Raw genomic sequence first — 24,872 nt, 5'->3', positions numbered from 1 at the left:
TTCGTCTCGTGGTCAAGAGTGCGCACAATGGGTGGCATGGAGCCCATCAGTCCCCTTGAACAGGCCTTGCACGCGGCGCGCGCCCGGGTGCTCGCCGATCTGGTCGCAGGCGAGGTCGCGGAGGCGGACGTGGTCTCGCTGGTCGAGGACTCCGTCGCCCGGCGCCGCTGGTGGGTCGAGCAGTGGCCCGACGGCGTGAGCTACGTGGCCGGGCTGGTGGCGCAGGACGTGCAGGACGCGCTGCTGGAGCGGTACGGCCGCTGGCCGCTGTGCCCGGTGTGCCCCTCCGGCGACCCGCACGCGCTGGACGTGGAGCCGGAGCTGGGCCCCGACCCGCACTGGGTGTGCCACAAGGCGGGCGTGAAGGTCGCGGCGGTGGGCTCGCTGGGCTCGGCCACCGGCGGAGCGGTCTCGTCGTGACCCTCTACATCGACCCGCCCGCCTGGCCCGGGCACGGGCGCATGTGGTCGCATTTGGTCAGCGATGTCTCGTACGACGAACTCCACGTGTTCGCGAAGCGGTTGGGCGTCCCCCGGCGCGCCTTCGAACGCGACCACTACGACCTCCCGTCGCACCGGTACGCCGACGCGGTGGCCGCCGGCGCGGTGGAGGTCAGCAGCCGCGAGGTGGTGCGGCTGCTGTGGCGGTCGGGGCTGCGCAGGCGCAAGGGCGCTCTTCAGCGGCGCAGTTCGTAGGCGGTGCCCTCGCCGTCCTCGCCCACCTTCGTCCACCCGGCGCGGGTGACCACCGCCTGGGAGGCCGTGTTGTCCCGGTCGATGGTCGCGAACAGGGTGTGCACGTCGTCGCGGGCCAGCGCCCACGCGGACAGGGCGCGCAGCGCCTCGGTCGCGTAGCCGTTGCCGCGGGCGGCCTCGGCGAGGTCGTAGCCGATCTCGACCCGGCCGTCCTCGTCGGGCGCGCCGTGGAAGCCCATGGCGCCGACCGCGCGGCCGTCCTCGTGCCGGACCAGCGCGAACATCCCGAACTCCGGCCGGTGCACCCCCGCTTCGTAGGCCTTCAGCAGCATCCCCGCGGCGTCCCGCGTGCCCTCGTACGGCCCCGAGGCGATCCACTCGAAGCCGCCGTCCCCGCCCAGGCGCAGGTCCAGGGCGGCGGCCGGGCGCAGACCGGTCAGGGTGAGGCGCTCGGCCGGGATGACGAGGTTGTTGCGCCAGCGCCACTCGGTGACCGGGGCGCGGCCGGGCAGGTCGCCGCGGCCGGTGGCCCACAGCAGGGTCGGCCAGGGGGCGGGGCCGGGCTGGACGTGCGGGAAGAGGCAGGCCAGCAGGGATGTGACGAGCTCGTCCGACGGCTCGTAGGGGATGCCGAGGCCCTCGGCCATGTCGCGCGTGTGCAGCACCGCTTCGACGATCCCCATCGCGGCGAAGCCCTCGGCGTCTGCGCTGCGGAACGGATAGGGGTGGAAGCCGCGCGCCCCGGGCGGGGCGGTGCGCACGGCCGCCGCCAGCAGGGCGCCGGTCGTCTCGATGACGTGCAGCAGGCCCGCGTTGTCCGTGCCCTCGTCGAGCGTGAGCTCGAACGGCACATAGGCGTCCTGCGCCCGCCCGGCCAGGTTCGCGGCGTACGCGACGAGGTCGTCGGCGATGTGCACCGCGGTCGTATGGCAGTCCCACTCCAGCCCCCCGGCAGGTACGGCCTTCCAGTCCCGCCCCACCGCCGCCCGCAGCGCCGCCGTGCACTGCGCCACGGCCTGGATCACGTCGTCCCCGTTTATCGGTCGCATGGCCGCACCCTAGGGGGCGGAGGGCTTCGGGTCGACAGCATTACCGGCGCGGATTCGCCCGCCGCCGACCGGAGTTGACCGGCACTTGGCTGCTTGTTGACCTGACGTCCATTGCCCGCGCTGGTCCGGACGTGTGACCATTTAAGGTCGTTCACTGAGCGGAAGTGATCGAGCGAGGTAAGGAATCTTCGGCAAGGGGGGAAGGCGCTGTGGACAGCGCTGAGCCGACGGAACCGACGGGGGCGACGGGAGAGGCAGAGCCGCAGCCGCCCAGGTCGGCGCTGATGGACATCGCGGAGCAGACGGTTCGGTACGCGGGTTCCGCGTCGGCGGCTCCTGCCGATACCTTTCCGCCGCCGCAACCGCCCCCGGACGCCGACACGTTCACCGCCGCTATGCCGGCCGATCCGTCCCCCACAGCCGTGCCTCGGTCCGCACCGCGGGACCGGCAACGCACGTTCCGCGCCCGCCTGGGCGAGTTCCGGCGCCGCCGCGTCCTCGTCCCGCACGGGGACAACGGAGCGGCACTGACCGTGGAGATGCACGGGGCACGGTGGCTGCTGGCCTTCACCGACGAGCCCGCGCTCGCGCGGTACGCCAGGGCACGCGGAGAGACCGACCGGAACTGGCGGTACCGGACGGTATGGGGCGCCGCGGTCCTGGACGCGGGCGTACCCGCGGTGGCCGGGACCACCGGGTTGCCGTGCGGAGTGCTGGTGGACGCGGGTGATGGCGAACGGGGGCTGGTGCTGCCGCCGGTGACCGGGATCGTGCCGGACGCGGTCGCGGTGGACCGGCCGCCCACAGAGACAGAGTTACGGACTGGAGAGGGACGGCCGTGACGTCACCGGGTGGGGGCGGTCAGCCGGATCTGCGGGTGCAGGGGCTGGCCCTGATCGCGGAGGGCATCAACAAGGCGCTGGCCGAGCTGGATGCGTTGGGCACGATGAAGGGCTGGGCGGGGGCGGGCCGGGGTTTCACCGGTTTGGAGATGGACGGCAAGGACGCCGGGGACGACCGTCTCGGGGCGATGCTGCACACCTTCTGTGAGCGCTGGCAGTGGGGGGTGCGTGCGCTGGTGGAGGAGGGCAACGTGGGTGACCTGGCTGGTGGTCACTGATGTCGTTCACCAGCAAGTTCAACCATGTGGCCGGTTCGCTGAAGTCGGGGTTTGAGCATGCGAAGCGGACGACGGGTCACCTCGTCGACGAGGGCGCCCACGGGGTGGCCGACGGCCTGGACTATGTCGGTGCGCACGGGACGGCGGACAAGGTCGACGACTGGGGCGACAACTTCGCGTCGAAGCTGGGCCCGCATGTGGATGAGCAGCAGTTGGGGGAGACGGACGACCCCAAGGAGCTGATCCATGGTGATGCGGGCAAGCTGCGCGAGCGGGCCGGGCACCTGAACAACTTCGCGAAGGCCTTTGGTGCGGTGGCCTCGGGGATGCAGAAGCTGGACTCCTCCGACTTCCGGGGCGAGGCGGCGGACACGTTCCGTAAGACGTTTGCGGCGCATCAGGTCAAGTGGCGTCAGGCGGCGGATGCGTGTGGTCAGGCGGCGTCGGCGTTGGAGGACTTCGCGCACACGGTGGAGTGGGCGCAGGGCCAGGCGCGGGAGGCGGTGGCGAAGTACCGCGAAGGCCAAGCCGCGTCCAAGGCGCACAGCAAGCAGGTGCAGGCGTACAACGACGCCATCGATCAGCACAGCAAGGACCCGGGTCCCAGGCCGTCGGAGCAGGATCCCGGGGATGCGGCCCGGCACGCCGCCGAACAGATCCTGACCGCTGCCAGGCGCCAGCGTGACCATCTGGCGGCGGAGGCCGCCGACCATGTCAAGGCCGCCCTGAAACACGCCCCGCACGAGCCTTCCGCCCTGAACCAGTTGAAATTGGATGGCGCGGATGTGTGGGATGCGGCCAAGACGGAGGACATGCGCTTCTTCGGCGGCTTCGTCCGCGGCGTGGGCGACCTGAACAACCTGCTGCGCAACGCCAACCCCCTCGACCCGTACGCGCTCACCCACCCCTACGAAGCGCTCCAGGCGAAGGTGGAGTTGCTGGGCGGTGCGGTCCACATGGTCACCCATCCGTCCGAGACGCGTGACAAGCTCTGGAACTCCTTCCTGCAGGACCCCGGCGGAGTCACCGGCGAAATCGCCCCGCAGTTCCTCATCCCGGAAGCCGGCGCGGAGGGAGTCGCCGTCGACGGGGCCCGGATCGCCGAAGACGGCGCCAAGGGCGCGGAAGAGGCGACGGCCGGCGAACGCGCAGCGGCGGGTTCGGACAGGGCGCCGCGGGAGAACGCGGAGGAGAATCCCGACTCCAGCGCGCAGAAGCCGGATGACAAGGAGTACTGCGGAGACCCGGTGGACATCGCCTCGGGGCACATGGTGCTTCCGCAGACGGACCTGGCCCTTCCCGGGGACCTGCCGTTGCTGCTGCGCCGGTCCTTCGACTCCTCCTACACATCAGGACGCTGGTTCGGTCCGAAGTGGTCGAGCACGCTGGACCAGCGCTTGGAGATCGACGCGCAGGGCGTGGTGTTCGTCGCCGAGGACGGGATGCTCCTGACCTATCCCCACCCGGCACCCGGCCTGCCGGTCATGCCGGAGCGCGGCCCCCGCTGGCCGCTGGACCGGGTCACCGACGGCTACACCGTGACGGCGCCGGAGACCGGCCGGACCTGGCACTTCGAGGACCGGACGGACTCCCTGGCCCTGCTCCGGCAGGTGGACGACCGCAACGGCAACTGGATCACCTTCGACCACGACGAGGACGGAACCCCCCGTTCCATCGAGCACAGCTGCGGTTACCGGGTACACCTGGCGGCACAAGACGGTCGTATCACCGCGCTCTGCCTGGTACACGGCGACCGGGCCGAGGCCGAGACGGTCACGCGGTACGGCTACACCGACGGCCACCTCACCGAGGTCCTCAACTCCTCCGGCACGCCGCTCCGCTTCGAGACGGACGAACGCGGCCGCATCACGGCCTGGATCGACACGAACGACAGCCGCTTCACCTACGTCTACGACGACCGGGACCGCTGCGTCGAGCAATGGGGCGAGGCCGGCCACGTGCACAGCCGGTTCGCCTACGGCGACCGGGACCCGGCCACGGGCACGCACGTCACCACCCTGACCGACTCCCACGGTCACCAGACACACTTCCTGATCAACGAACGCTCCCAGGTCGTAGCCGAAACGGACGCCCTGGGTGCCACGACGCGCTACGTCCGTGACCGCTGCAACCGCCTGCTGTCCCGGACCGATCCCCTCGGCCACACCACCGCCTTCGCCTACGACGAGGCGGGCAACCTGACCGAGATCGTCCGCCCCGACGGCCGACGGACGACAGCCGCGTACAACGACCTCGGCCTGCCTACGAAGGTCGTGAGCACCGACGGAAACGTGACCCGCTACGAGTACGACGCCCGGGGCAACCGCACGTCGGTCACCGACCCGGCGGGCCGTACCACTCGCTACACCTACGACACCGCCGGCCACCTGACGGCGGTCACGGATCCCCTGGGCAACACCACCCTGATCCGCTGCAACGCAGCCGGACAGCCGACCGAGGTCACTGACCCTCTCGGAGCCGTCACCCGCTACGAGTACGACGCCTTCGGCCGCACGATAGCCATCACGGACCCGCTGGGCGCGCTCACCCGCCTGGAATGGTCCGTCGAGGGCAAACTCACGCGGCGTGTCGACCCCGACGGCACCGAGGAACGCTGGACCTACGACGGCGAGGGCAACTGCACCACCCACACCGACCAGATCGGCGGCGTCACCCGCTTCGAATACACCCACTTCGACCTGCTGACCGCCCGCACCGGCCCCGACGGCGTCCGCTACGAGTTCGAACACGACGCCACCCTGCGCCTGACCAAGGTCACCAATCCGCAGGGCCTGACGTGGACGTACGAGTACGACGCGGCAGGCCGGCTGATCCGCGAGACGGATTTCGACGACCGCGCACTGACGTACGAGTACGACGCCGCCGGCCACCTGGTGGCACGCAGGAACGCCGTCGACGAGGTCGTGTCCTTCGACCGCAACGAACTGGGGCAGGTGACCCGCAAAAGCGCCGCAGGCCGGATCACGACCTACGGCTACGACTTCACCGACCAACTGGCGCAGGCGACAGGCCCCGACGGTACGACGCTCACGCTTCTGAGAGACCGCCACGGCCGCCTTCTCTCGGAGACGGTGAACGACCGCACGCTGACGTACACCTACGACACCTTGGGCCGCCGCGCAAGCCGTACAACCCCGACGGGCGCCGTGACGACGTGGTCGTACGATTCCGCAGGCAGCCGCACCGGCATGGTGGCGTCGGGCCGCCCCATCGATTTCACCCATGACGCGGCCGGCCGCGAAGTGGTGTGCCGAGTCGGCGAAACGATCACGCTGCAGCACGACTTCGACGTCGTCGGCCGTCTGACCACCCAGTCGGTCATCGGCACCGCGGGCCGCGCGGTCCAGCACCGCGCGTACACCTATCGCGCCGACGGCAACCTCACCGCCATCGACGACCGGTTCGGCGGCTCCCGCCGCTTCGACGTGGATGCGGCCGGCAGAGTGACAGCCGTGCACGCGGCCGGATGGACGGAGCGGTACGCCTACGACGATGCGGGCAACCAGACCCAGGCGTCCTGGCCGACCAACCACCCCGGCACCGAGGCTGTCGGACCCCGTAGCTACACCGGCACCCGCATCACCCGCGCCGGCAACGTCCGCTACGAACACGACGCCCTCGGCCGCATCACCCTCCGCCAGAAGACCCGCCTGTCCCGCAAACCGGACACCTGGCGCTACGAATGGGACGCCGAAGACCGGCTCATCTCGGTAACCACCCCCGACGGCACCCGCTGGCGCTACACCTACGACCCCCTCGGCCGCCGCACGGCCAAACTCCGCCTGGCGAACGACGGCGAAACCGTCGTCGAACGCGTCGACTTCACCTGGGACGGCACAACGCTGTGCGAACAGACCACGACCTCCCCAGACCTCCCCAACCCCGTCACCCTCACCTGGGACCACCAGGGCCTACGCCCCCTCGCCCAGACAGAACGCATCACAGCAGCCGACGCCCCCCAGGAAGAGATCGACTCCCGCTTCTTCGCCATCGTCACCGACCTCGTCGGCACCCCCAACGAACTCATCGACGAACAAGGCGACATCGCCTGGCGCATGCGAAGCACCCTGTGGGGCACCACGGCCTGGGCGACCGACAGCACCGCCTATACACCCCTACGCTTCCCGGGCCAGTACTACGACCCGGAAACGGGACTTCACTACAACTACTACCGCCACTACGACCCCGAAACAGCCCGGTACCTCACCCCCGACCCACTGGGACTCGAACCCGCACCCAATCCGACGACCTACGTCCACAACCCGCACACGTGGACCGACCCCTTGGGTCTCTCTCCCTGCCTGCGGTCCAAGTGGGCTGACAAGGCAGACTTCTCCAGCCAAAAGGTGATGAGCAAGAAGTTCCACGCTCACGCTGGAGATTTTCTCGACAATCCCGGGAACCTGAACGGAGCAAATCTGAAGCGGTTCGAAGATGCCATGCGCGAGCACATGACCGCGGACGGAACAAAGATCTATCGCTACAATTATAGAAACCAGGGATCGGCTGTCGGTTTCATCGACCCGGCATCCCGAAAGATGGTAATGCTCCACTCTGATGGTAGATTCTGGTCGGCTTGGAAACTGGGGGACAAGCAGTTCCAAGGCATCGTCGACAAAGGATTCCTGTGGTGACCGATTGGGAACACGAACGAGCGCCCGTCGCTGCCCTGCTGAGCGATGGCACGACCTTCGCTTCCTCCTGGCTGCGAGACAAGGCAGTGGCTCCCATTTCTGCGGGTGCACGGCTGGGCACCGCCCTGGGGCATCGCATCACGGCAGGCTGCCGTGCCGTCGAGGCCTCGCACGTAGCCTGTGCAGACCTCTCCGGCACCGATGAGCGCGTGGTGCGGTCGATCCGGCTGCCCTTCGATTCAGACAGTGCCGAAGTCCACCCTCCGTCTCTTCTGTGGACGCCCGACCAACAGGGAGCCGTCCTCTTTCCGGAACCGGGTTACGTCCTTGTGGCAGGCACTGCTTCCTTCATGTCGGCAGCCGTTGACGAGGGTGTCGACACGGCGCGGGCGCGCTTTGCCCGTCATACCCGAGTTCTCGCGGACCGGTGCCCTTCTCTGGCAGCTGTGGCCGCCGCCCACCCACCGGCACACCGGGCGTGGGCCCATCCGGCCGAGGTCGACCCCCACAGCGCAGCGGCACGCCAGCTGGCACTGCTCGACGCGTTCGCCGAAGGGAGCTGCACCGCATCGAATTTCGCCCGCGACTGGTGGAAGGAGCGCCGCGCCTCCCAGGCGAACGGTGAACGGCTCCGCGGGCCCCTCGAAGATCTCTTCGACCGCGTCTTCATGATTCTGGAGGACTACTCGATCTCCCCGGAATTGGCGGAACCGGGGGACCTGTCCGACACGGAACTCCGAGCGGCGGTCACCGAAGCTTGGAAGACGTTCGGCGGGGCCCAACCGGAATGACTCGGGCAGTGGCGGCAGCAGGGCCGTGAGCGGGGTGCCGAGCCCGGTGCAGCACCTCGTGCAGCCGCTGCCGCGAATCCGCTGGGACGACGCACGGCCGAGCTCCGCATGGCGGCCGACGGCGAAACGGGCGCAGAACGCGTCGACTTCACCTGGGACGGCACGACACTGTGCGAATAGACCACGGTCCCCGGACCTCCCCAACCCCGCAACCCTCACCTGGGACCACCAGGGCCTACGCCCCCTCGCCCAGACGGAACGCATCACAGCAGCCGACGGACCACAGGAGGAGATCGACTGCCGCTTCTTCGCCATCGTCACCGACCTCGTCGGCACCCCCAACGAACTCATCGACGAACACGGCGACATCGCCTGGCGCACCCGCCGCACGTGCACGTGCGACCGTACGAGGACACTCGAAATGGTCAGGTCCCGGGCCTGGGCCCAGCACGTGAGCGGCTGGGCGTGCCGTCGTGCGGTCCACGGTTGCGCACGCTCCAGGCCGGCCGCGCCGCCGCCCGCTCCTACAGGTCGTGGCAGGACTTCTCCGCCGCCTACGTCCTCGGACACTGTCTCCACTTCGACGGCGAGGAGTTCGGCGACTGGTATCAGGACATGATCGACGCCCACCGGATCTTGATGACCGAGCCCGGCAGTCCCTGGCTCAACATTTCGTTCCGATGACCGCCTGGTCGGGCGGCTCCCTGAGCCGCCCGACGGCCATGCTCTCACTCCGCGTCGAACAACTCCGTCGCGTCCGTCGCGTGGACGGCCCGCTGGGCCCAGACCTCCAGCTGCCCCAGGTCCGTGCAGGCCATCACCCGGTCGCGGACCGAGTCAGGTACCGGGATGTCACGCCACTCCAGAACACGGAGCACCATCTCGGCCTTGGCCTCCGCCCGGCCTTGCTCCCGGCCTTGCTCCCTGCCCTCCTCGCGCACCTGCTCCGCCAGCGGGTGTCGCCAGAAGTACTGGATCGCCGTCATCAGATCCCTCCACATCTGCTTCGCCTGGGGATCGGCCAGGCAGGAGTCGACGAACTGCACGAAAACAGCAGCGGTGTCCGAGTCGATGGTCCGCAGGGCAGCAGCCAGCGACTCCAGTATGGCCGGAGCCTGCGGCCCACGCCCGTGTGTCATCGCCGACAGCACCGCAAGAGGTACGTCCCGTTCGGCCTGCCGCTCGTCCGCGATCAGTGGCACGTTCTCCGGGCCCAGCACCAGCGGCCGCACCGTCAGCGAGTGCCAGTCCCGGAAACCGAACCGGATCGGACGGGAGGCCCACTTGGCGGTCGTACTGCTCTGGGTGATGACGATCAGCACCGGCTCACAGCGGTACTTCTCATACAGATACGACAGGTAGTACGGCCAGCTGCCCCGCTTACGGTCGTCCACCTTCCCCTGCGACTCCACCACCAGCAGATACGTGCCCTCGTCCGTCTCCGCCCGCAGCAGCGTGTCGACCCGGCGCTCGACCGGCTCGACCTCGGTGAGGTCCACGTTCAGTGCCGCGATCTCCCGCGGCTCGGGGAAGGGCACGTGCAGCACCCGCTGTAACGCCCGGGTCAGCAACGCCGGATCCTTCTGAAAGATCCGGTGCAACGCCTCATGCGACGAGCCGACCATCAGCTCTCCTCTCTGTACGACGTAATCAACGAGCTAGGCCGCCGCAAGTTCGCACCACACGTACTTCCCCCGGTCCCCGAACCGGGCCGCCGGCTGCCACCCCCACACGTCCGCACAGGCCACCACCAGCCCCAGCCCCCTCCCCTCCTCCGACTCCGCCTGCGCCACCCGCTCCAGCGAACACGGCGGATCCGGCGGCTCCGGATCGGTGTCCCACGCCCCGATCCACACCACCCCCTCCCGCGACCGGCGCACCCTCAACGCCGCCGGCCCCTTCGTATGCCGTACCGCGTTCGACACCAACTCCGCCGCCAGCAGCTCCGCCCTGTCGACCAGACCGATCAACCCGTGCAGCGTCAGGACCAGACGCAGGGTGCGGCGGCAGACCGTCACCGCCCTGACGTCGTTGGGGATGTAGAGGGTGTAGTCCCAGGTGTCGTTTCCGGTTTCGGGCATGCGTCATCAGCTCCAGTGAGGTGAGGAGGGGTTGCGCAGCGGTGGCCTGCCGCAGCCGTCATGGCGTGACGGAGCAGTGCGCTTCCGCAGCGTGTGTGATACGTCACCGACGGTAGAGCAAAAATTTTTGCTCACGCAAGTGAGTCACGTAGTCTGACGCCCGAACGAGGCACTGTCGCATGACGATTGAGGAGCGTGATGGCGCCGAGGAACCGACCCACGGCACGGCAGGTGCGCCTGGGCACGGAGCTGCGCAGGCTGCGGGAGGCCGCCGGCTTGAAGGCCCGCGAGGTGGCAGGGCTGCTCAGTTCGACGTCTGCCCAGATGAGCCAGGTCGAGGCGGGTCTCGCGGGCGTCAGCGAGGAGCGGGTGCGTCGCCTGGCTGCGCATTACGCCTGCGCCGACGAGGCGTTGGTCGAGGCGCTGGCCGCGATGGCCACCGACCGTACGCGGGGCTGGTGGGAGGAGTATCGGGGCGTACTCCCACCGGTTTTTCTGGACGTCGCCGAGACGGAGCACCACGGTACGTTCCTGCGCGAGGTCGTCACCAGTCACATCCCCGGGCTGCTGCAGACCCCCGACTACGCCCGCGCCGTCTTCGGCTACATGGTTCCGGAGCTACCGGAGAGCGAGCTGAACCCCCGGATTGAGCACCGGATGAGGCGCAGGGCCGTACTGGAGCGCGAGTCACCCGTGCCGTACGAGACGATCATCCATGAGGCCGCGCTTCGGATCATGGTGTCGGATCGTCCCGCTGCCCGTGCCCAACTCCTGGAGGTGCTACGGGCCATCGAGAACGGGCACGCCACAGTTCGGATCATCCCCTTCGGGCAGGAGGGCTTCGCCGGGGCCGGCATCGAGATGATGTACGTAGGCGGGGCCTTGCCCCGGCTGGACACCGTGCTGCGCGACGCCCCGCACGGCACCGCCTTCATCGATGCCGAATCTCAGCTGGCGCGCTTCCGGGCCCTGCTCAATAAGGTGGCCGGTGCAGCACTGCGCCCCGTGGAGTCACGGGACTTCATCCACCGTCTGACCAAGGAACTGTGAGGCGCCCCGCATGACACAGGCCGTCCGCTGGCAGAAGTCGTCGTACTCCGGCGGAGGTGACGGCAACACCTGCGTCGAACTCGCCCACCTGGACACCCACATAGCCGTCCGCGACTCGAAAGCCCCCGCCAGAGCCGCACTCACCTTCCCAGCCGACCGATTCGCCCCCTTCCTCCAAGCCCTGAAGGGCGGGGACTTCGCCGGGCGGTGAGCCGGAGCGGAGTCGCGGATGCCGGACGGCCTACTCCGCTTCCTCGAAGTACGCGTCGAGGACCGCGTCCAGTTGTTCGTCCGACTCCTTGAAGCGGGACCTGGCCGTCGCCTCGATCTCGATGGGGTACCAGCGGCGCTCGGGGGTGTGGACGGTGATCGTGAAGCGCTTGCCGAAGCGGGGGGTCTCCGTCTCGACGGCCGCGATCTCGTCCCAGGCGAACTCGCAGGAATCGTCGTCGAGGCGGAGCCGGACGCCCTTGCGGTCGGCCACGATCCGGGCGCGGCGGTCGGAGGCCTCGAAGACGGGACCGTCGTCGACGGCCTCGTCGTCGTCCGCCTTCTCTGGTGCCGCGTCCTCCGGCCCAGCCGACGCCTCGACGTCCGAAGCATCCGAAGCACTTGAAACGCTCGACGCGTCGGAGACGTCCGCGGCCTCACGCTCGGCCGGCTCCGGCTCCGCTTCCTCCGCGGCCGGCGCCGTGATGCCCGGGATGAAGGCCGGGTCGAACACGACGCGGCCGGCCGCATCACCGTCCGCCAAAAGACCCGCCTGTCCCGCAAGCCGGACACCTGGCACTACACCTGGGACGCGGAGGACCGCCTCACCTCGGTCACAACCCCGGACGGCACCCTGTGGCGGTACCACTACGACCCGTTGGCCTGCCGCATCGACAAGCAGCGCCTCGCCGACGACGGCCGGACGGTCGTGGAGCAGGTGGACTTCACCTGGGACGGTGTCACCCTCTGCGAACAGACGACCAGAGGCGAGGGCATACCCAATCCCGTCAGCCTCATCTGGAATCACAGCGGGCTTACACCCCTGGCGCAAACCGAACGAATAATCACGGTGGGCGCCGACCAGGATGAAATTGACTCGCGCTTTTTTGGCATCATCACCGATTTGGTGGGATTGCCGACCCAACTCGTCGACGAGGAGGGAAAGGTTTCCTGGCATACTCGCAGCACTCTCTGGGGTTCCACCACGTGGACCAGGAAAAGCTCCGCCCATATGCCGTTGCGCTTTCCTGGGCAGTATTTCGACGCTGAATCCGGGCTTTATTACAATCTGCACCGCTATTACGAACCGGACGTGGCCAGGTATTTCTCGCCGGACCCTCTGGGGCTGACTGCCGCGCCGAATCCTTCGGCATACGTAACGAACCCGCACACCGTATGTGACCCCCTCGGCCTGATGCCCGAGGGATGCAAAAAGGTCGTCTACGGCGAGTCGAAGGGTACGGGCAAAGACCTCAAGCGTTCAGCCACGGTCGGTGACGACAATTGGCAGTTCAATACAGGCCATGCGTTTGATCGCCCTCACACCGGACCCGGCGGTGTTCAGAATGACGTGAGAACCACGGGGCTTGCGGCGGACGAGATCGAGCAGGCGATCGTCAACTCGGTCTATGACCACGTGGCGGGTGGCGGAACAATTCCCCGTGTGGGGCCCGGATACACCGGGCCCTGGAACGGTGAAGTGAAAATAAATGGCCACAGTATCGGCTATCGTGTTTCCCGGACACCCGACGATGTGTATCGTGTGGCTACATACTGGCTCAACCCGTGATTGAATAGAGCGCATGTCTGAACTGAATCGGTTGACTCGAGATCTGATTAGGTCGGCGTATGAGGAAGCCGGCCCGAAAATCCCGGATCCGGTGCGAGACTTCGTCGAAAAAATTACGTTCGCAGCACCAGAGGAGATCCTTTCCGCAGTGCGCGACGCGCTGGCCGAGGATTGGATGGCGATGCCCGTCTGGGCCCGCAACCTGGCTTACCGGCTGGCCTGCCTGCAGCGGCCGGACGACCCCGAGCTGCTGCGTGAAGCGGCGGCCGACCTCCTCTCCTTCGGGCCCGACTGGGATGACGTCGCGGAGGAGCTGAAAGCGCGTGCGGCCCGGTTGGAGGGCTGAGTATCGGGACGCCGCGTCGCCTCAAGCGGCCGACAGCAGCTCCAGTTCCGAGGACAGGTTGTAGCGCGCCGTGGCCTCCCAGTGCTCCTGGCCGTACGGGGTGTGGAACAGGCGGGGGAGGGCGAGGAGTTGGCGCAGGATCGTCGAACGGCCCTCTCGGAAGGCCTCGTTGGGGACGAAGTGGTACTCCTCGCGGACCTGCGTGGTGTACGTGGCGTACGCCGACGGGGGCGCGGCCAGGATGGCGAGGTCCGCGTCGCAGAGGACCTGGCCGTCGGGGTCGTCGGCGGCCGGGGCGTGGGTGACCGTGAGGCGGACCAGGCGGGCGACCTCCGCCGTCTTCGCGTCCGGTACGCCCGCCTCCGGCAGGGCGCGTTCGGCGAGGCGGGCCGAGCGTTCCTCGTTCTCGGAGCGGTCCGGGAGGTAGACGGCGTCGTGGAACCAGGCGGCCAGGCGTACGACGTCCGGGTCCGCCGCGTACTTCTCGAGCGCGTCGACGTGGTCCAGGACCGCGGTCAGGTGCGTCAGCGTGTGGTAGTGCCGCTGCGGCTCCTGCCAGCGGGCGAGCAGGTTCTCGGCGTAGGGGGCGGGGTCCGGGCCGCCGCCGGGGGCGCGGGCCGCTTCCAGGGCCCGGGTGAAGCGGAGGCGGAGGGCGTCGAGGTCGGCCATGTGGTCATTGTCCGTGACGCCCGCCGGTCGGCACCCCTAGCGTGGCCGCCATGACTGCCGTACACGACCTGCCGCGCGACCCCGAACTGCCCGGACGGCTCCTGGCCGTCGAGCGTACTCGGGGCGCCCGCTGGCCGGGTGCTCGTACGAGCTGGCGGGTGCGACGGAGGGGGAGCTGAACCTGTTCGGGTGAGTGGCATCCCGGCCGGTCGCGGCACAGGCGTACCCTTTGAATTGGACTAGACCTGTAGCCGCCCGAAGAATGCCGACGAATGGGGTGCCATGAGCAAGCGTGCAGTCCTGGAGGTGATCGCCCTCGACGTCGAGGACGCGGTCGCCGCCCAGGCCGGAGGCGCGGACCGGCTGGAGCTGGTCACCGAGATGGCGGCCGACGGGCTCACCCCGTCCGCCGCCACCGTCGCGGGCATCCGGGCCGCCGTCGACATCGACCTGCGCGTGATGCTCCGCCTGGCTGACGGGTTCGCGGCCGGTGACGTGGACCGACTGGTCGGGGTGGCGGCCGAGTTGCGCGAAGCCGGCGCAGACCAGTTCGTCCTCGGGTTCCTGGACGGGGACGGCGCGGTGGACCTGGCCGCCGTGGAGCGCGTCGTCGGCGCGCTGGAGGGCTGCCCGTGGACGTTCCACCGCGCCATCGACCGGGCCGCCGACCGCGACGCCCTGCGCAGGCAGCTCGCCGGCCTGCCCGGCCTCGACACCTACCTCACCGCCGGTTCGCCCGCCGGCGTGGACGAGGGCCTGCCGACCCTGCTCGCCGAGACCCGCCGGTGCGGTGAGGAGGGCTACGAGCAGACGATCCTCGTCGGCGGCGGCCTGCGCCTGGAGCACGTCCCGCCGCTGCGCTCCGCCGGCCTCGACGCCTTCCACATCGGCGGCGCGGCGCGCCCCCTGGGCTGGCACGGGCCGGTCTCGGAGGGCGCCGTCAAGGAGTGGCGGAGGGTGCTGGACGGCACGGCCGGCTAGTCAGTCCACGTCCACGTGGCCGTCGTCCGGCTTCTTGTCCTTGCCCGAGTGCAGCTGGAGCAGGCCGTTGCCCCGGTTGTCCTCGGCGCGGCGCTCGCCCGCCTCCTGGCTGCCGCCCAGGTTCTGCCGGACCGAGTCGAGGATCGTCAGGCCCTGGGACACCAGGCCGGCGGCGATCTCACCGAGGCCGTCGGCGCCGTTCAGGACGTTGACGTTGGCGCCGGACAGGCCGCCGGCGGCCTCCTTCACGATCTGCGGGAGCTGGTCGATCAGCATCCGGTCGAGCGCGACCCGGTCGTACGAGGCCGCCGCCTCCGCCTGGATCTTCATGCGCTGCGCCTCGGCGGCGGCCAGGATCCTGACCCGCTCCGCCTCCGCCTCGGCCGGCTTCACGACCTCCGCCACCAGCTGCTTCTGCCGCAGCTCGGCCTGGCGCTGGGCCAGCTCCGTCTGGGCCTTCAGCACCTCCTGCTGGGCGTGTGCCTGCGCGAGCGGTCCCGCCTGCGCGGCCTGCGCCTGGGCGCGGTCCACCTCGGCCGAGTACTCGGCCTTGACGATGGCGGTCTGCCGGGCGTACTCGGCCTGCTTGCGCGCCGCTTCCTGCTCCGCCTCGACGGCGGCCTGCGTGGCCTGCGCCTGGGCGATCTGGGCCTGCCGCTGGATGGCCGCCTTGTGCGGCGCGGACATCGCGTCGATGTAGCCGGTGTCGCCGTCGTCGATCGACTGGATCTGCAGCGAGTCCACGATCAGGCCGATCTTCGCCATCTCCGTCTTGGAGGTGTCCAGCACCTCGGCGGCGAGCTTCTGCCGCTCGGTGACGATCTCCTCGACGGTCATCGAGCCGATGATGGCGCGCAGGTGACCGGCGAAGATGCGGCCGGTGAGCACCGACATCTGGTCCTGGTCGGACAGGAAGCGCTGGCCCGCGTTGATGATGCTCTCGTGGTCGTTGCCGACCTTGAACGCGATGACCGCGCGCACGTGCAGGGCGATGCCCTGCCTGGTCACACAGGTCTCGGTGACCTCCGACTCGCACATCGCCAGAGAGAGGAAGCGGGTCTTGCGGAAGAACGGGAGCACGAACTTGCCGTGTCCCGTCACCACTCGGAACGGCGCGCCCCCCAACCCCCGTCGGCCACCCGAGATCAACATCGCCTCGTCCGGCGAGGGTACGCGGTATCCGAACATGCTTGTAGCTCCTCAGCAGGCGCCGGCGGAGTCGCCGCCGAGCGCGTCCAATGGATCAGCCCACTCGATGACGCCGACCTCGCGGCGTCCCCGTGACTCGATCACGAGCACCGTCGCCCCCGCCGGCAGGGGATCCTCCGACCAGGCGAGGAAGGTCTCGGAGCCACCTCTGACCCGCACCAGGACCTCACCGGGGCCCGCGGCTCCGCGCGTGCCGATGAGTACCTTCCCCGTGCAGCCGATCACGGCCTCGTCCTGCGGCATCACCGGCCGTCCTCCTCGCCCTGGCCTCAGCATTCCGACGATATCCCCACTGTGGGCGGGGACCAACGGGCGGGAGGACGCGAAGTCGGCGGATCCCGTGCGAGGCGCGGGGTCCGGGGACCTGGCCCTGCGGTCCGCGGGCGCCCAGCCCTTCGTGGGGTGCGGGCACAGCGAAATGCCGCCGCTCCGTTTGTGTTCGGGGGCGGGCGACACAATCCACGGACGCGCAGGAGCGCCCTCCGGTTGCAGGATCCGGGACCGGGCGCGGTTGTGTGGTTGCGGGAGCCGGATGGGGTGCGGCTTTGCGGTTGCAGGATCCGGGACCGGGCGCGGTTGTGCGGTTGCGGGAGCCGGATGGGGTGCGGCTTTGCGGTTGCAGGATCCGGGACCGGGCGCGGTTGTGCGGTTGCGGGAGCCGGATGGGGTGCGGCTTTGCGGTTGCAGGACGCGGAACCGGGCGCGGCTCTCCGGTTGCAGGACCCGGACGGATCGGGGCCGCCCCTGTTCCCCTACTCGGTGAGCTGGGCCGGCAGCGGCGCGGCATGCGTCACGATCAGGCCGGACACCGCTCGGGTCAGGGCCACGTACAGCCGCCGCAGACCGGTCCGCTCGTCCGGCTCGCCGTCCACCACTGCCTGCGGCTCGTCCAGCACCACGTAGTCGTACTCCAGACCCTTGGCGAGCGAGGCCGGAACCAGGGTCAGCCGGGTGTCGAGGGTCGTCTCCTCGCCGGGCGCGAGGTAGGTGATCCCCGCAGCCGCCAGCGCCTCGGCCAGCGCCGGGACACGGGCGTCGGCGGCGATGAGGCCGGCCGAGCCCTCGTTGCGCAGCAACTCCTCGCAGGCGGCGACGACGTCGTGCGTCGATCCGGCCGCACGGACCTCGAAGAAGCCCGGGTTCTCCCGGACGGAGGCGACCGGCGTCAGGCCGGGCGCGATGTGGGGCAGGAGCCGGGAGGCGTAGGTGATGACGTCCGTCGGGACGCGGAAGCCCGCGGTCAGCTCCTCGACGACCCCCTCGGGCTTGCCCAGATGGGCCAGCGCCTCGGCCCAACTCCGCGTCGCCCAGGGCGTCGTGCCCTGCGCCAGGTCGCCCAGTACCGTCGCGCTGCCCGTGGTGCACCGGCGCCCCACGGCCCGGTACTGCATCGGTGACAGGTCCTGCGCCTCGTCCAGGACCACATGGCCGAGCGAGTGCGTGCGCTGGATCAGGTCCGCCGCCTCGTCGATCAGCACCGCGTCCGCCGCCGACCACTTCGCCGACTTCACGCTGCGCACCGGCTTGGCCCACAGGATCGTCTTCTGCTCGTCCTCGTCGAGGAGTCCCGCCGCGTGCTCGGCGAGGAAGTCCGCCTCGGTGAGCAGCCGCAGCACCAGCTTCGCCGGGTCGACGGCGGGCCAGATCGCCTTCACGGCCGCCTTCACCGCGCTGCTGCGGGCGACCGCGTCCTGCACCCGGTCGTCCGGCGCCTCCCCGGCCCGCTCCATCTGCACCAGCACCGCGTGCGCGATGCGCTGCGGAAGGGCCTCCCGGGCGGCGCCGTAGCGGATGTCCCGCTCCAGCAACTGCCCGACCAGCTCCTCCAGTTCGTACGCCGGCACCCGCCAGCGCCGCGAGCCGCGGACGACGACGACCGGCTCCGTCGGCATGGTCACGTGGGAGTACAGGGCCCGGCGCAGCACCTCGGCCATCCGGGCGTCGCCCTTGACGGTCGCCGCCGCCGCGTCGTCCGTGCCGCGCACCTCCACGTGCGCCACCAGGTCGTCCACCGTGGCCTGCTGCACGGTCAACTCGCCGAGTGCCGGCAGCACCTGCTCGATGTAGTGCAGGAAGGACCGGTTCGGCCCGATGACGAGGGTGCCGGTGCGGGCGAGCCGCTCCCGGTGCGCGTACAGCAGGTACGCCACCCGGTGCAGGCCGACGGCGGTCTTTCCGGTGCCGGGGCCGCCCTGGACGCAGAGGGTCCCGCCGAGCCCGGCGCGGACGATCTCGTCCTGCTCGGGCTGGATGGTGGCGACGATGTCCCGCATGGGGCCGACGCGCGGCCGCTCGATCTCCTGCTGGAGCAGCTTGCTGGTGGCAGGGGCCACCGACGGGTCGGCCGGGTCGGACAGGTGCTCGTCCTCGTACGCGGTCAGGTCGCCGCCGGTGTAGCCGAAGCGCCGGCGCAGCCCGATGCCCATCGGGTCCTTCTTCGACGCCCGGTAGAACGGCTGCGAGACCGGCGCACGCCAGTCGATGACCATGGGGTCGCCGCCGGCGTCGTGCACATGCCGCCGCCCGATGTAGAAACGCCCGCTCGTCTCCCACCGCTGCCCCGGCCGGGAAGGCGCTTCGCGCCGCTTCGACTCCTCCGCGCCCTCGGTCCGGTCCGCCCCCGGCGCGTGCAGGTAGTCGAGCCGGCCGAAGAACAGCGGGGTGTCGCTGAGGTCGGCGAGCGCCTTGATGCGGTCGTCGATCTGGCGGGCGAGCACTTCGGCGTTGACCCAGTTCGCGGTGACGTCCCTGATGTCCAGCGCCTCCACGTCCTCCCGCATGGCGCGCAGGGCGGAACGGGACGCGGCGAGGTGGGCGCGCTCGCGGGCGAGGGGGTCGTCGAGCGGTTCGGCGAGGGGATCGTGGGCGCGCGTGGACAAGGGGGTGCCTCCGGTAGACCTGCTGGCCGGCTACGAACTGAACCTGCTGGGTGGCTACGACGATGCCGCCCGGTTTCCGACCGGGCGACGGCACTCCGCGATGGGGAGGCAGGCAAGAGCGCAGATTTTAGATGAGGCGGGGCCGCGGGAGCCAATGGATTTCCGCCTCGCCGCCCGCCCCGAACCCGCCCCGAACCCGCCCCGCTTTCCGGGCTCTTTTACGGCCCGATTTCCCGGCCTGATGTCCCGTTCCCGTTTCCGTCCCCTAGGGGACGCGGCTTCCCGGAGTAGGGGCCCGTGTCCACCCACGGGCCCACCCGGAGGCGTCCGGGATTGGCTCTGCGGACCGATGCGCGTCGGGGGGCGGAAGTTCCACCATGGAGACATGAGCGCAGCGACCTTCTCATCCATCCCCGACCGTCCCCCGACCGGAGCCACGGCTGTCGACGGCGCCCCCCGCCACCTCCTCGGCAGCGCCCTGCGCGCGATCAAGGTGTTCGCGGAGGCGGCGTTCGGCGTGATCATCCTCGGCGAGTACGGCGAGGAGACGGGCATACGCCGCAAGTGACGGCACCGCCCGCCCACTCCCGGGGCTCACCCCTCGGAGAGCACCTCGTCCGCGTCCACGATCCGGTAGGCGTAGCCCTGCTCGGCCAGGAAGCGCTGGCGGTGGGCGGCGAAGTCCTGGTCGATGGTGTCGCGGGCGACGACCGAGTAGAAGTGGGCCTGGTGGCCGTCGGCCTTGGGCCGCAGGACGCGGCCGAGACGCTGGGCCTCCTCCTGGCGCGAGCCGAAGGTGCCCGACACCTGGATGGCGACCGTGGCCTCGGGCAGGTCGATGGAGAAGTTCGCCACCTTTGACACCACCAGCACGCTGATCTCGCCCTCCCGGAAGGCGTCGAAGAGCTTCTCGCGCTGCGCGTTGGAGGTCTCGCCCTTGATGACCGGGGCGTTCAGGTGCTCGCCCAGCTCGTCGAGCTGGTCGATGTACTGGCCGATGACCAGGATCTGCTGGCCCGCGAAGCGCCGGACCAGCGCCTCGGCCACCTTGCGCTTGGTGTCCGTCGTCGCACAGAAGCGGTACTTCTCCTCCGTCTCGGCCATCGCGTACGCCAGCCGCTCGGAGTCCGTCAGGTTCACCCGGACCTCGACGCAGTCGGCGGGTGCGATGTAGCCCTGCGCCTCGATCTCCTTCCAGGGCGCGTCGAACCGCTTGGGCCCGATCAGGGAGAACACGTCCGACTCACGGCCGTCCTCGCGCACCAGCGTGGCCGTCAGGCCCAGGCGCCGCCGCGCCTGGAGATCGGCGGTGAACTTGAAGACAGGAGCCGGCAGCAGATGCACCTCGTCGTAGACGATCAGGCCCCAGTCCCGGGAGTCGAAGAGCTCCAGGTGCGGGTAGACACCCTTCCGCCGGGTCGTCAGCACCTGGTAGGTCGCGATGGTGACCGGGCGGATCTCCTTCCTCGTGCCGCTGTACTCGCCGATCTCGTCCTCGGTCAGCGACGTCCGCTTCACCAGCTCGTGCTTCCACTGCCGGGCGGAGACGGTGTTGGTCACGAGGATCAGCGTGGTCGACTTCGCCTGCGCCATCGAGGCGGCGCCGACCAGCGTCTTGCCCGCACCGCAGGGCAGCACCACGACACCGCTGCCGCCGTGCCAGAAGTTCTCCACGGCCTGCTTCTGGTACGGCCGCAGCGCCCAGCCGTCCTCGCGCAGGTCGATGGCGTGCGCCTCGCCGTCCACGTATCCGGCGAGGTCCTCGGCCGGCCAGCCGAGCTTCAGCAGCGTCTGCTTGATCTGCCCGCGCTCGGAGGGGTGCACGGCGACGGTGTCCTGATCGATCCGGGCGCCGACCAGCGGGGCGATCCGCTTGGACTTCAGGACCTCCTCCAGCACCGGCCGGTCGGTGGTGGTGAGCACGAGCCCGTGCGCGGGGTGCTTGCTGAGGGTGAGCCGGCCGTAGCGGTCCATCGTCTCGGCGATGTCCACGAGCAGCGCGTGCGGCACGGGGTAGCGGCTGTACTGCACCAGCGCGTCCACGACCTGCTCGGCGTCGTGCCCCGCCGCCCGCGCGTTCCACAGGCCGAGCGGGGTCACCCGGTAGGTGTGGATGTGCTCGGGCGCCCGCTCCAGCTCGGCGAAGGGGGCGATGGCCCGCCGGCAGTCGTCGGCCCGCTCGTGGTCGACCTCCAGGAGCAGGGTCTTGTCGGACTGGACGATCAGTGGACCATTCACGCGCGGCACACCCTTTCCACAGCGGTCAAACGTCCAGTGTGCCCCATCCTCCGGCGATCGGCGCCGGCCGTCGTCCGCCGCGACCGGCCCGGGTCAGTCCCCGGCCAGCTCGGCGACCCCGGTGATGCGGTGCAGCGGGTAGGTCCGCACCTCGTCGGCCGTGTGGTCGTACGCCGTCACGAATCCGCCCTCCACGCGGATCGGGGCGATGACGCGCTGGCTGGCGGTGCCCTCGGCGTTGACGTAGCCGATCCACAGGGAGTCGCCGGTGAGCACGGCGGCCTGCATGGTGGCCAGGGTCTCCGCGGAGGAGGTGCGGGGCAGTTCGCCGCCGCCGGGGGAGGTGCCGGCGGGCTTGCGGGGGGCCGTGGCGGCCAGATCGCCGGCCCGGATGGCGCGGATCGCGGCCGCGAGGAGCGTGGGGTCGGGCGGCGGCGGCCCCTCCGGCACCGGCTCGGGCGCGGTCCGGGGCGGGGTGCGGTGGGCGTGGGCGCGGGTGATCAGGACGTCGCCCTCGGCGGACTCGGCCGCGGGCGCGTGGCCCATGGCGCGCAGGCCCTCCAGGAGCGTCGCCGGGTCGGCCTGGGCGGCCAGCACCGTCGGGGCCAGGCGGCGCAGACGCAGGGCGGCGGCCCGCTTGTCGGCGAGGATCTCGTTGAGCAGCGTGTCGTCGTCGCAGCGCACGTAGGCCGAGGCGGCGCCCACGCGCAGATGACCGTGCTTGCGGGCCACGTCGTCGATCAGATAGGCGAGCGGCTGCGGGACGGGCGTGCGGGAGTGCTCGGCGAGGAAGGCGTGCAGGTCGCCGGCGGTGCGGCCGGCGTCCAGGGCGCGGCGGACCGAGGCCGGGGTGAAGCGGTACACCGTCGCGCCGCCCTTGGACTCGACGTCCGCGAGCACGTCCAGCGTGTCGGCGAGCGGCCGCCGCAGCGGGCCCGGGGCCACGGCCGTCAGGTCGGCCTGCAGCAGGACGTGGTCCAGGGGTTCGGGGAGCAGGGGGGCCACGAGTCGGGCCGCGGCTGCCGTCGCCACCGCCTGCTCGGCGGGGGAGAGAGGCGCGAGGTCGGCGGGCGGGCGGTGGTGGTGCACGGGGAGCTTCGCGCCGGGTCCGGCGCCCTCGCCGGGTTCGTCCGCGTCGGCCGGGACCGGCGCCGGGGCGCCGAGCAGCGCGCGTCCGTGGGCGGACAGGGCGCCCCGCCCGGTCACGCCGAGCAGTTCCGCCTCCGACAGGGTCCAGCGGGCGAGCCGGGTGCGCAGATCGTCGCCGCGCTCCTGCCGCGGGCCGCGCAGGGGCCGCTCCCAGCGCAGCCGGGTCAGCACGGACTCGGCGTCCGGGGCGGCGCCCGCGGGCAGCCCGGCCAGCAGGGTCAGCACCCGGTGCCGCACCTCGGGCGCGGCCGAGCGGTCCAGGCCGGGGCCGAGCGCGGAGAGCGTGCGGTCCTTGGCGTCCCGGCCGCCGACGAGTCCCGGTGTGCGGGTGGCCGCCAGCCAGGCCTCGGCGAGCCGGGACCAGCGCTCGGCGGGCGGCCGTTCGAGCCACTCGTCGTAGGCGGGGGTGGCCGCGTACCGCTCGTCGGCCTCGCCGTCGGAGGCGATCAGGCCCGCCGCGTACGCCAGTTCCACCCAGAAGGCGGCGACCGGTTCGGACACGTCCAGGGCGACGGCGGTCCGCTTCAGGTCGCGGACGCTCAGGCCGCCCGCCCGCAGCACGGCGGGGCCGCCCTCGTCCCAGTCCTTCAGCAGCTCCTCGACGGTGGCGAGCGCGGTGTACGCCTGTCCGGCCGCCGTAGCGTCCACAACCTGTGGACGGTGGGCCGCCGCGGGCTCCACGGCGGGCGGCAGCGGCTCCGGCTCCCGGTGGGCGCGGCCCTCGCGCAGATGCAGGGCGACCTCGCGGGGCAGCACGACCGTGCCGGGCCCGGTGGGCAGCAGCAGGCCCCGGTCGAGCAGCCAGCGCAGATGGGCGGCCGGGTCCGCGGTCACCTGCCCGTACGGCGGCCCCCACACCAGCCGGGACAGCACCTCCCGGGAGGCCCCCGGTGCCCCGGCGAGCAGTGCCGCCATCTTCTTCCGGTCGGTGAACAGGGCGGTCAGCGCGGCCACCGCCGACACCGAGTCGTGCGTCGAGGGCAGTCCGGCGGTGGTGACGATCTCCTGGATCCGCCCCGGAGACATGCCCGAGGTGGCCTCCTGCACGCTGGGTCCGAGACCCGTCGGGGAGGGGTGCTGAGCGGACGGCGCGAGCAGTTCGCGCGCGGTGCGGACCAGGCGCAGCCGGTCGTCGTCGCCCCACACCAGCGCCTGCTCGCGCAGGGTGCCGACGGCGCGAGGGAGCGCGGCGGCCACCGTCTCGTCCCCGGCGTCCCCGGCCATCAGACCGAGCAGCGTCCCGTACGACGCCGGGTCGGGGGCCACGGCCAGCGCCTCCGCCGTCTGCAGCGCGAACCGGTCGAGGCGCTCCAGGGCGCGCAGCACGGAGGCGCGGGTGCCGGCCCGGGTGGCCAGCTGGGTCAGGTCGGTGGGGACGGGCGTGATGAGATCGGGACGGCTGCGCAGCAGCACGGCCAGGGAGGCGTCGTCCCTGGCGCGGAGGGCTTCCGCGAGGGACCGAGGGGCTGGGTTGGCCTCTTGGCTCATCCGGCCAACGGTAGCGGGTTACCTCCTGCGGGTCAGCCGCGGCGGGCGCGGCCCGGCTCTGCGCTACGGTCCTCACGGGATCTCAGTCCGCGTCCCCGGAGGGGAATTTCCGTGGGTATCGAAAGCGACCAGGTCGTCTACGAGTATCTGAGCCGCGTCGGAGACATCGCACAGCAGCGGCAGCTGCCGTCGTCCACGCGGATGCGGCTGGTGTCGGAGCTGCGCAATGAGATCGACCGGAGCCGGGCCGGGGTGACGGTGGACAGTCCCGCCGCGGTGCGCCGCATCCTGGACCGCCTGGGCACTCCGGACGAGGTGGTCGCGGCCGCGGGCGGCGCCGAGGGCACCGGCGCCCAGCCGCGGCCCGCCGCCGTGCCGGTCCAGCCCGAGCGCCGGCCGGAGCCCGCGGACCCCGAGCGGCCGAAGGGGCTGCGCCGTGCCGTGCCGCGGCCACGCCCCGCCGAGCGACGGCCCGAGCCGGCCGCTCCGCGGGACGCGCCGTCCCCGCCGCACCTCGCCCCCGCGCACGAGCTCGGGGACAGCGGTGTGCAGCCGGACTGGTGGCGGGTGGCCGGCGGCCCCCTCGGAGGCACTTTGGGGGACGTCGACGCGGTGCCGGGGTTCGTCGGCGGCGTGGAGATTCCCGACCTGCTCAAACGGCCGCCTCAGGTGCCACCGGCGACGGAGAAGGC

General features: G+C 70.8%; 23 protein-coding genes and 3 pseudogenes. 16 read left to right on the top strand and 10 right to left on the bottom strand.

From position 1 onward, the window contains the following. Positions 1-36: 36 nt before the first annotated feature. On the top strand, positions 37-420 hold the full coding sequence (locus ACLU3S_RS01775) for a hypothetical protein (protein ID WP_413949886.1): 384 nt from the start codon (positions 37-39) through the stop codon (positions 418-420). After that, the gene (locus tag ACLU3S_RS01770; protein ID WP_413949885.1) at positions 417-695 is read left to right on the top strand and encodes a DUF4031 domain-containing protein; all 279 of its coding nucleotides are present in this window, start codon (positions 417-419) and stop codon (positions 693-695) included. Before ACLU3S_RS01775 ends, ACLU3S_RS01770 begins: the two co-directional genes overlap by 4 nt. Here ACLU3S_RS01770 and ACLU3S_RS01765 read toward each other — a convergent pair. Continuing rightward, complete coding sequence (locus tag ACLU3S_RS01765; protein ID WP_413949884.1) at positions 677-1,744, bottom strand: GNAT family N-acetyltransferase; 1,068 nt, start codon at positions 1,742-1,744, stop codon at positions 677-679. The two genes, ACLU3S_RS01770 and ACLU3S_RS01765, sit on opposite strands and share 19 nt — an antisense overlap. 422 nt (positions 1,745-2,166) lie before the next feature. On the opposite strand from ACLU3S_RS01765, the gene ACLU3S_RS01760 reads away from it, so the two are divergent. The 6 genes and pseudogenes from ACLU3S_RS01760 to ACLU3S_RS01735 all read left to right on the top strand — a co-directional run. Continuing rightward, positions 2,167-2,586, top strand: coding sequence for an SseB family protein (locus ACLU3S_RS01760; RefSeq protein ID WP_413949883.1), 420 nt, complete (start codon positions 2,167-2,169; stop codon positions 2,584-2,586). Beyond that, a complete protein-coding gene (locus ACLU3S_RS01755) occupies positions 2,583-2,864 on the top strand; it encodes a hypothetical protein (protein WP_413949882.1) in 282 nt (93 codons plus the stop codon). Before ACLU3S_RS01760 ends, ACLU3S_RS01755 begins: the two co-directional genes overlap by 4 nt. Further along, on the top strand, positions 2,864-7,519 hold the full coding sequence (locus tag ACLU3S_RS01750; protein WP_413949881.1) for a putative T7SS-secreted protein: 4,656 nt from the start codon (positions 2,864-2,866) through the stop codon (positions 7,517-7,519). Before ACLU3S_RS01755 ends, ACLU3S_RS01750 begins: the two co-directional genes overlap by 1 nt. Further along, positions 7,516-8,310, top strand: coding sequence for a hypothetical protein (locus ACLU3S_RS01745; RefSeq protein WP_413949880.1), 795 nt, complete (start codon positions 7,516-7,518; stop codon positions 8,308-8,310). Before ACLU3S_RS01750 ends, ACLU3S_RS01745 begins: the two co-directional genes overlap by 4 nt. A gap of 75 nt (positions 8,311-8,385) precedes the next feature. Then, a pseudogene (locus ACLU3S_RS01740) lies at positions 8,386-8,701 on the top strand (RHS domain-containing protein); the annotation flags it as partial. A 104-nt stretch (positions 8,702-8,805) separates the two neighbouring features. Then, positions 8,806-8,994, top strand: a pseudogene (locus ACLU3S_RS01735) (DUF1266 domain-containing protein); the annotation flags it as partial. A 44-nt stretch (positions 8,995-9,038) separates the two neighbouring features. Here the strand turns inward: ACLU3S_RS01735 and ACLU3S_RS01730 are convergent. Together ACLU3S_RS01730 and ACLU3S_RS01725 are read right to left on the bottom strand one after the other, a co-directional pair. After that, complete coding sequence (locus ACLU3S_RS01730) at positions 9,039-9,935, bottom strand: hypothetical protein (RefSeq protein WP_413949879.1); 897 nt, start codon at positions 9,933-9,935, stop codon at positions 9,039-9,041. A 33-nt stretch (positions 9,936-9,968) separates the two neighbouring features. Continuing rightward, positions 9,969-10,391 carry an ATP-binding protein gene (locus ACLU3S_RS01725; protein ID WP_413949878.1) on the bottom strand — a complete coding sequence of 141 codons (423 nt, stop codon included), beginning with the start codon at positions 10,389-10,391 and terminating at the stop codon, positions 9,969-9,971. 198 nt (positions 10,392-10,589) lie between these two features. Here ACLU3S_RS01725 and ACLU3S_RS01720 point away from each other — a divergent pair, with 198 nt between their 5' ends. Together ACLU3S_RS01720 and ACLU3S_RS01715 are read left to right on the top strand one after the other, a co-directional pair. Beyond that, a complete protein-coding gene (locus ACLU3S_RS01720) occupies positions 10,590-11,441 on the top strand; it encodes a helix-turn-helix domain-containing protein (protein ID WP_413949877.1) in 852 nt (283 codons plus the stop codon). A gap of 10 nt (positions 11,442-11,451) precedes the next feature. After that, on the top strand, positions 11,452-11,652 hold the full coding sequence (locus tag ACLU3S_RS01715) for a DUF397 domain-containing protein (protein ID WP_413949876.1): 201 nt from the start codon (positions 11,452-11,454) through the stop codon (positions 11,650-11,652). Between the two features lie 30 nt (positions 11,653-11,682). Here the strand turns inward: ACLU3S_RS01715 and ACLU3S_RS01710 are convergent, their stop codons facing one another. Continuing rightward, entirely contained in the window at positions 11,683-12,195 is a 513-nt protein-coding gene (locus tag ACLU3S_RS01710; protein WP_413949875.1) for a hypothetical protein, read from the bottom strand. Positions 12,196-12,309: 114 nt separating this feature from the next. Here ACLU3S_RS01710 and ACLU3S_RS01705 point away from each other — a divergent pair, with 114 nt between their 5' ends. Together ACLU3S_RS01705 and ACLU3S_RS01700 are read left to right on the top strand one after the other, a co-directional pair. Then, a complete protein-coding gene (locus ACLU3S_RS01705; RefSeq protein ID WP_413949874.1) occupies positions 12,310-13,221 on the top strand; it encodes an RHS repeat-associated core domain-containing protein in 912 nt (303 codons plus the stop codon). 13 nt (positions 13,222-13,234) lie between these two features. Next, positions 13,235-13,567 carry a hypothetical protein gene (locus ACLU3S_RS01700; protein ID WP_413949873.1) on the top strand — a complete coding sequence of 111 codons (333 nt, stop codon included), beginning with the start codon at positions 13,235-13,237 and terminating at the stop codon, positions 13,565-13,567. Between the two features lie 21 nt (positions 13,568-13,588). Here ACLU3S_RS01700 and ACLU3S_RS01695 read toward each other — a convergent pair whose 3' ends face one another. Continuing rightward, positions 13,589-14,236 (bottom strand): hypothetical protein, encoded by a 648-nt coding sequence (locus ACLU3S_RS01695; RefSeq protein ID WP_413949872.1) that lies wholly within the window; start codon positions 14,234-14,236, stop codon positions 13,589-13,591. Positions 14,237-14,286: 50 nt separating this feature from the next. On the opposite strand from ACLU3S_RS01695, the gene ACLU3S_RS01690 reads away from it, so the two are divergent. After that, positions 14,287-14,415 (top strand): hypothetical protein, encoded by a 129-nt coding sequence (locus tag ACLU3S_RS01690; RefSeq protein WP_413949871.1) that lies wholly within the window; start codon positions 14,287-14,289, stop codon positions 14,413-14,415. A 103-nt stretch (positions 14,416-14,518) separates the two neighbouring features. Then, positions 14,519-15,217 (top strand): copper homeostasis protein CutC, encoded by a 699-nt coding sequence (locus ACLU3S_RS01685; RefSeq protein ID WP_413949870.1) that lies wholly within the window; start codon positions 14,519-14,521, stop codon positions 15,215-15,217. Here the strand turns inward: ACLU3S_RS01685 and ACLU3S_RS01680 are convergent, their stop codons facing one another. From ACLU3S_RS01680 to ACLU3S_RS01670, 3 genes are all read right to left on the bottom strand, one after another. Next, a complete protein-coding gene (locus tag ACLU3S_RS01680) occupies positions 15,218-16,405 on the bottom strand; it encodes an SPFH domain-containing protein (protein ID WP_413949869.1) in 1,188 nt (395 codons plus the stop codon). A gap of 12 nt (positions 16,406-16,417) precedes the next feature. After that, positions 16,418-16,669 carry a hypothetical protein gene (locus ACLU3S_RS01675; protein WP_413949868.1) on the bottom strand — a complete coding sequence of 84 codons (252 nt, stop codon included), beginning with the start codon at positions 16,667-16,669 and terminating at the stop codon, positions 16,418-16,420. 509 nt (positions 16,670-17,178) lie between these two features. Then, complete coding sequence (locus ACLU3S_RS01670; RefSeq protein WP_413949867.1) at positions 17,179-19,305, bottom strand: HelD family protein; 2,127 nt, start codon at positions 19,303-19,305, stop codon at positions 17,179-17,181. Positions 19,306-19,690: 385 nt separating this feature from the next. Between ACLU3S_RS01670 and ACLU3S_RS01665 the strand changes: the two genes are divergently transcribed. Further along, positions 19,691-19,873 carry a hypothetical protein gene (locus tag ACLU3S_RS01665; protein WP_413949866.1) on the top strand — a complete coding sequence of 61 codons (183 nt, stop codon included), beginning with the start codon at positions 19,691-19,693 and terminating at the stop codon, positions 19,871-19,873. A gap of 26 nt (positions 19,874-19,899) precedes the next feature. On the opposite strand, the gene ACLU3S_RS01660 is transcribed toward ACLU3S_RS01665, so the two are convergent. Both ACLU3S_RS01660 and ACLU3S_RS01655 read right to left on the bottom strand, forming a co-directional pair. After that, positions 19,900-21,543: a DNA repair helicase XPB gene (locus ACLU3S_RS01660; RefSeq protein WP_413949865.1), complete on the bottom strand. Its 1,644-nt coding sequence runs from the start codon at positions 21,541-21,543 to the stop codon at positions 19,900-19,902. 93 nt (positions 21,544-21,636) lie between these two features. Next, positions 21,637-24,180, bottom strand: a complete 2,544-nt coding sequence (locus tag ACLU3S_RS01655) for a helicase-associated domain-containing protein (protein WP_413949864.1) — start codon at positions 24,178-24,180, stop codon at positions 21,637-21,639. A gap of 111 nt (positions 24,181-24,291) precedes the next feature. Between ACLU3S_RS01655 and ACLU3S_RS01650 the strand changes: the two are divergent. Further along, positions 24,292-24,872, top strand: a pseudogene (locus ACLU3S_RS01650) (hypothetical protein); the annotation flags it as partial.

This window comes from Streptomyces sp. AF1A (genome assembly GCF_047340315.1).
Classification (GTDB): Bacteria; Actinomycetota; Actinomycetes; order Streptomycetales; family Streptomycetaceae; genus Streptomyces.
Note: the sequence above shows the minus strand (reverse complement) of the source record. Positions and strands in the feature narration are given on the sequence as shown.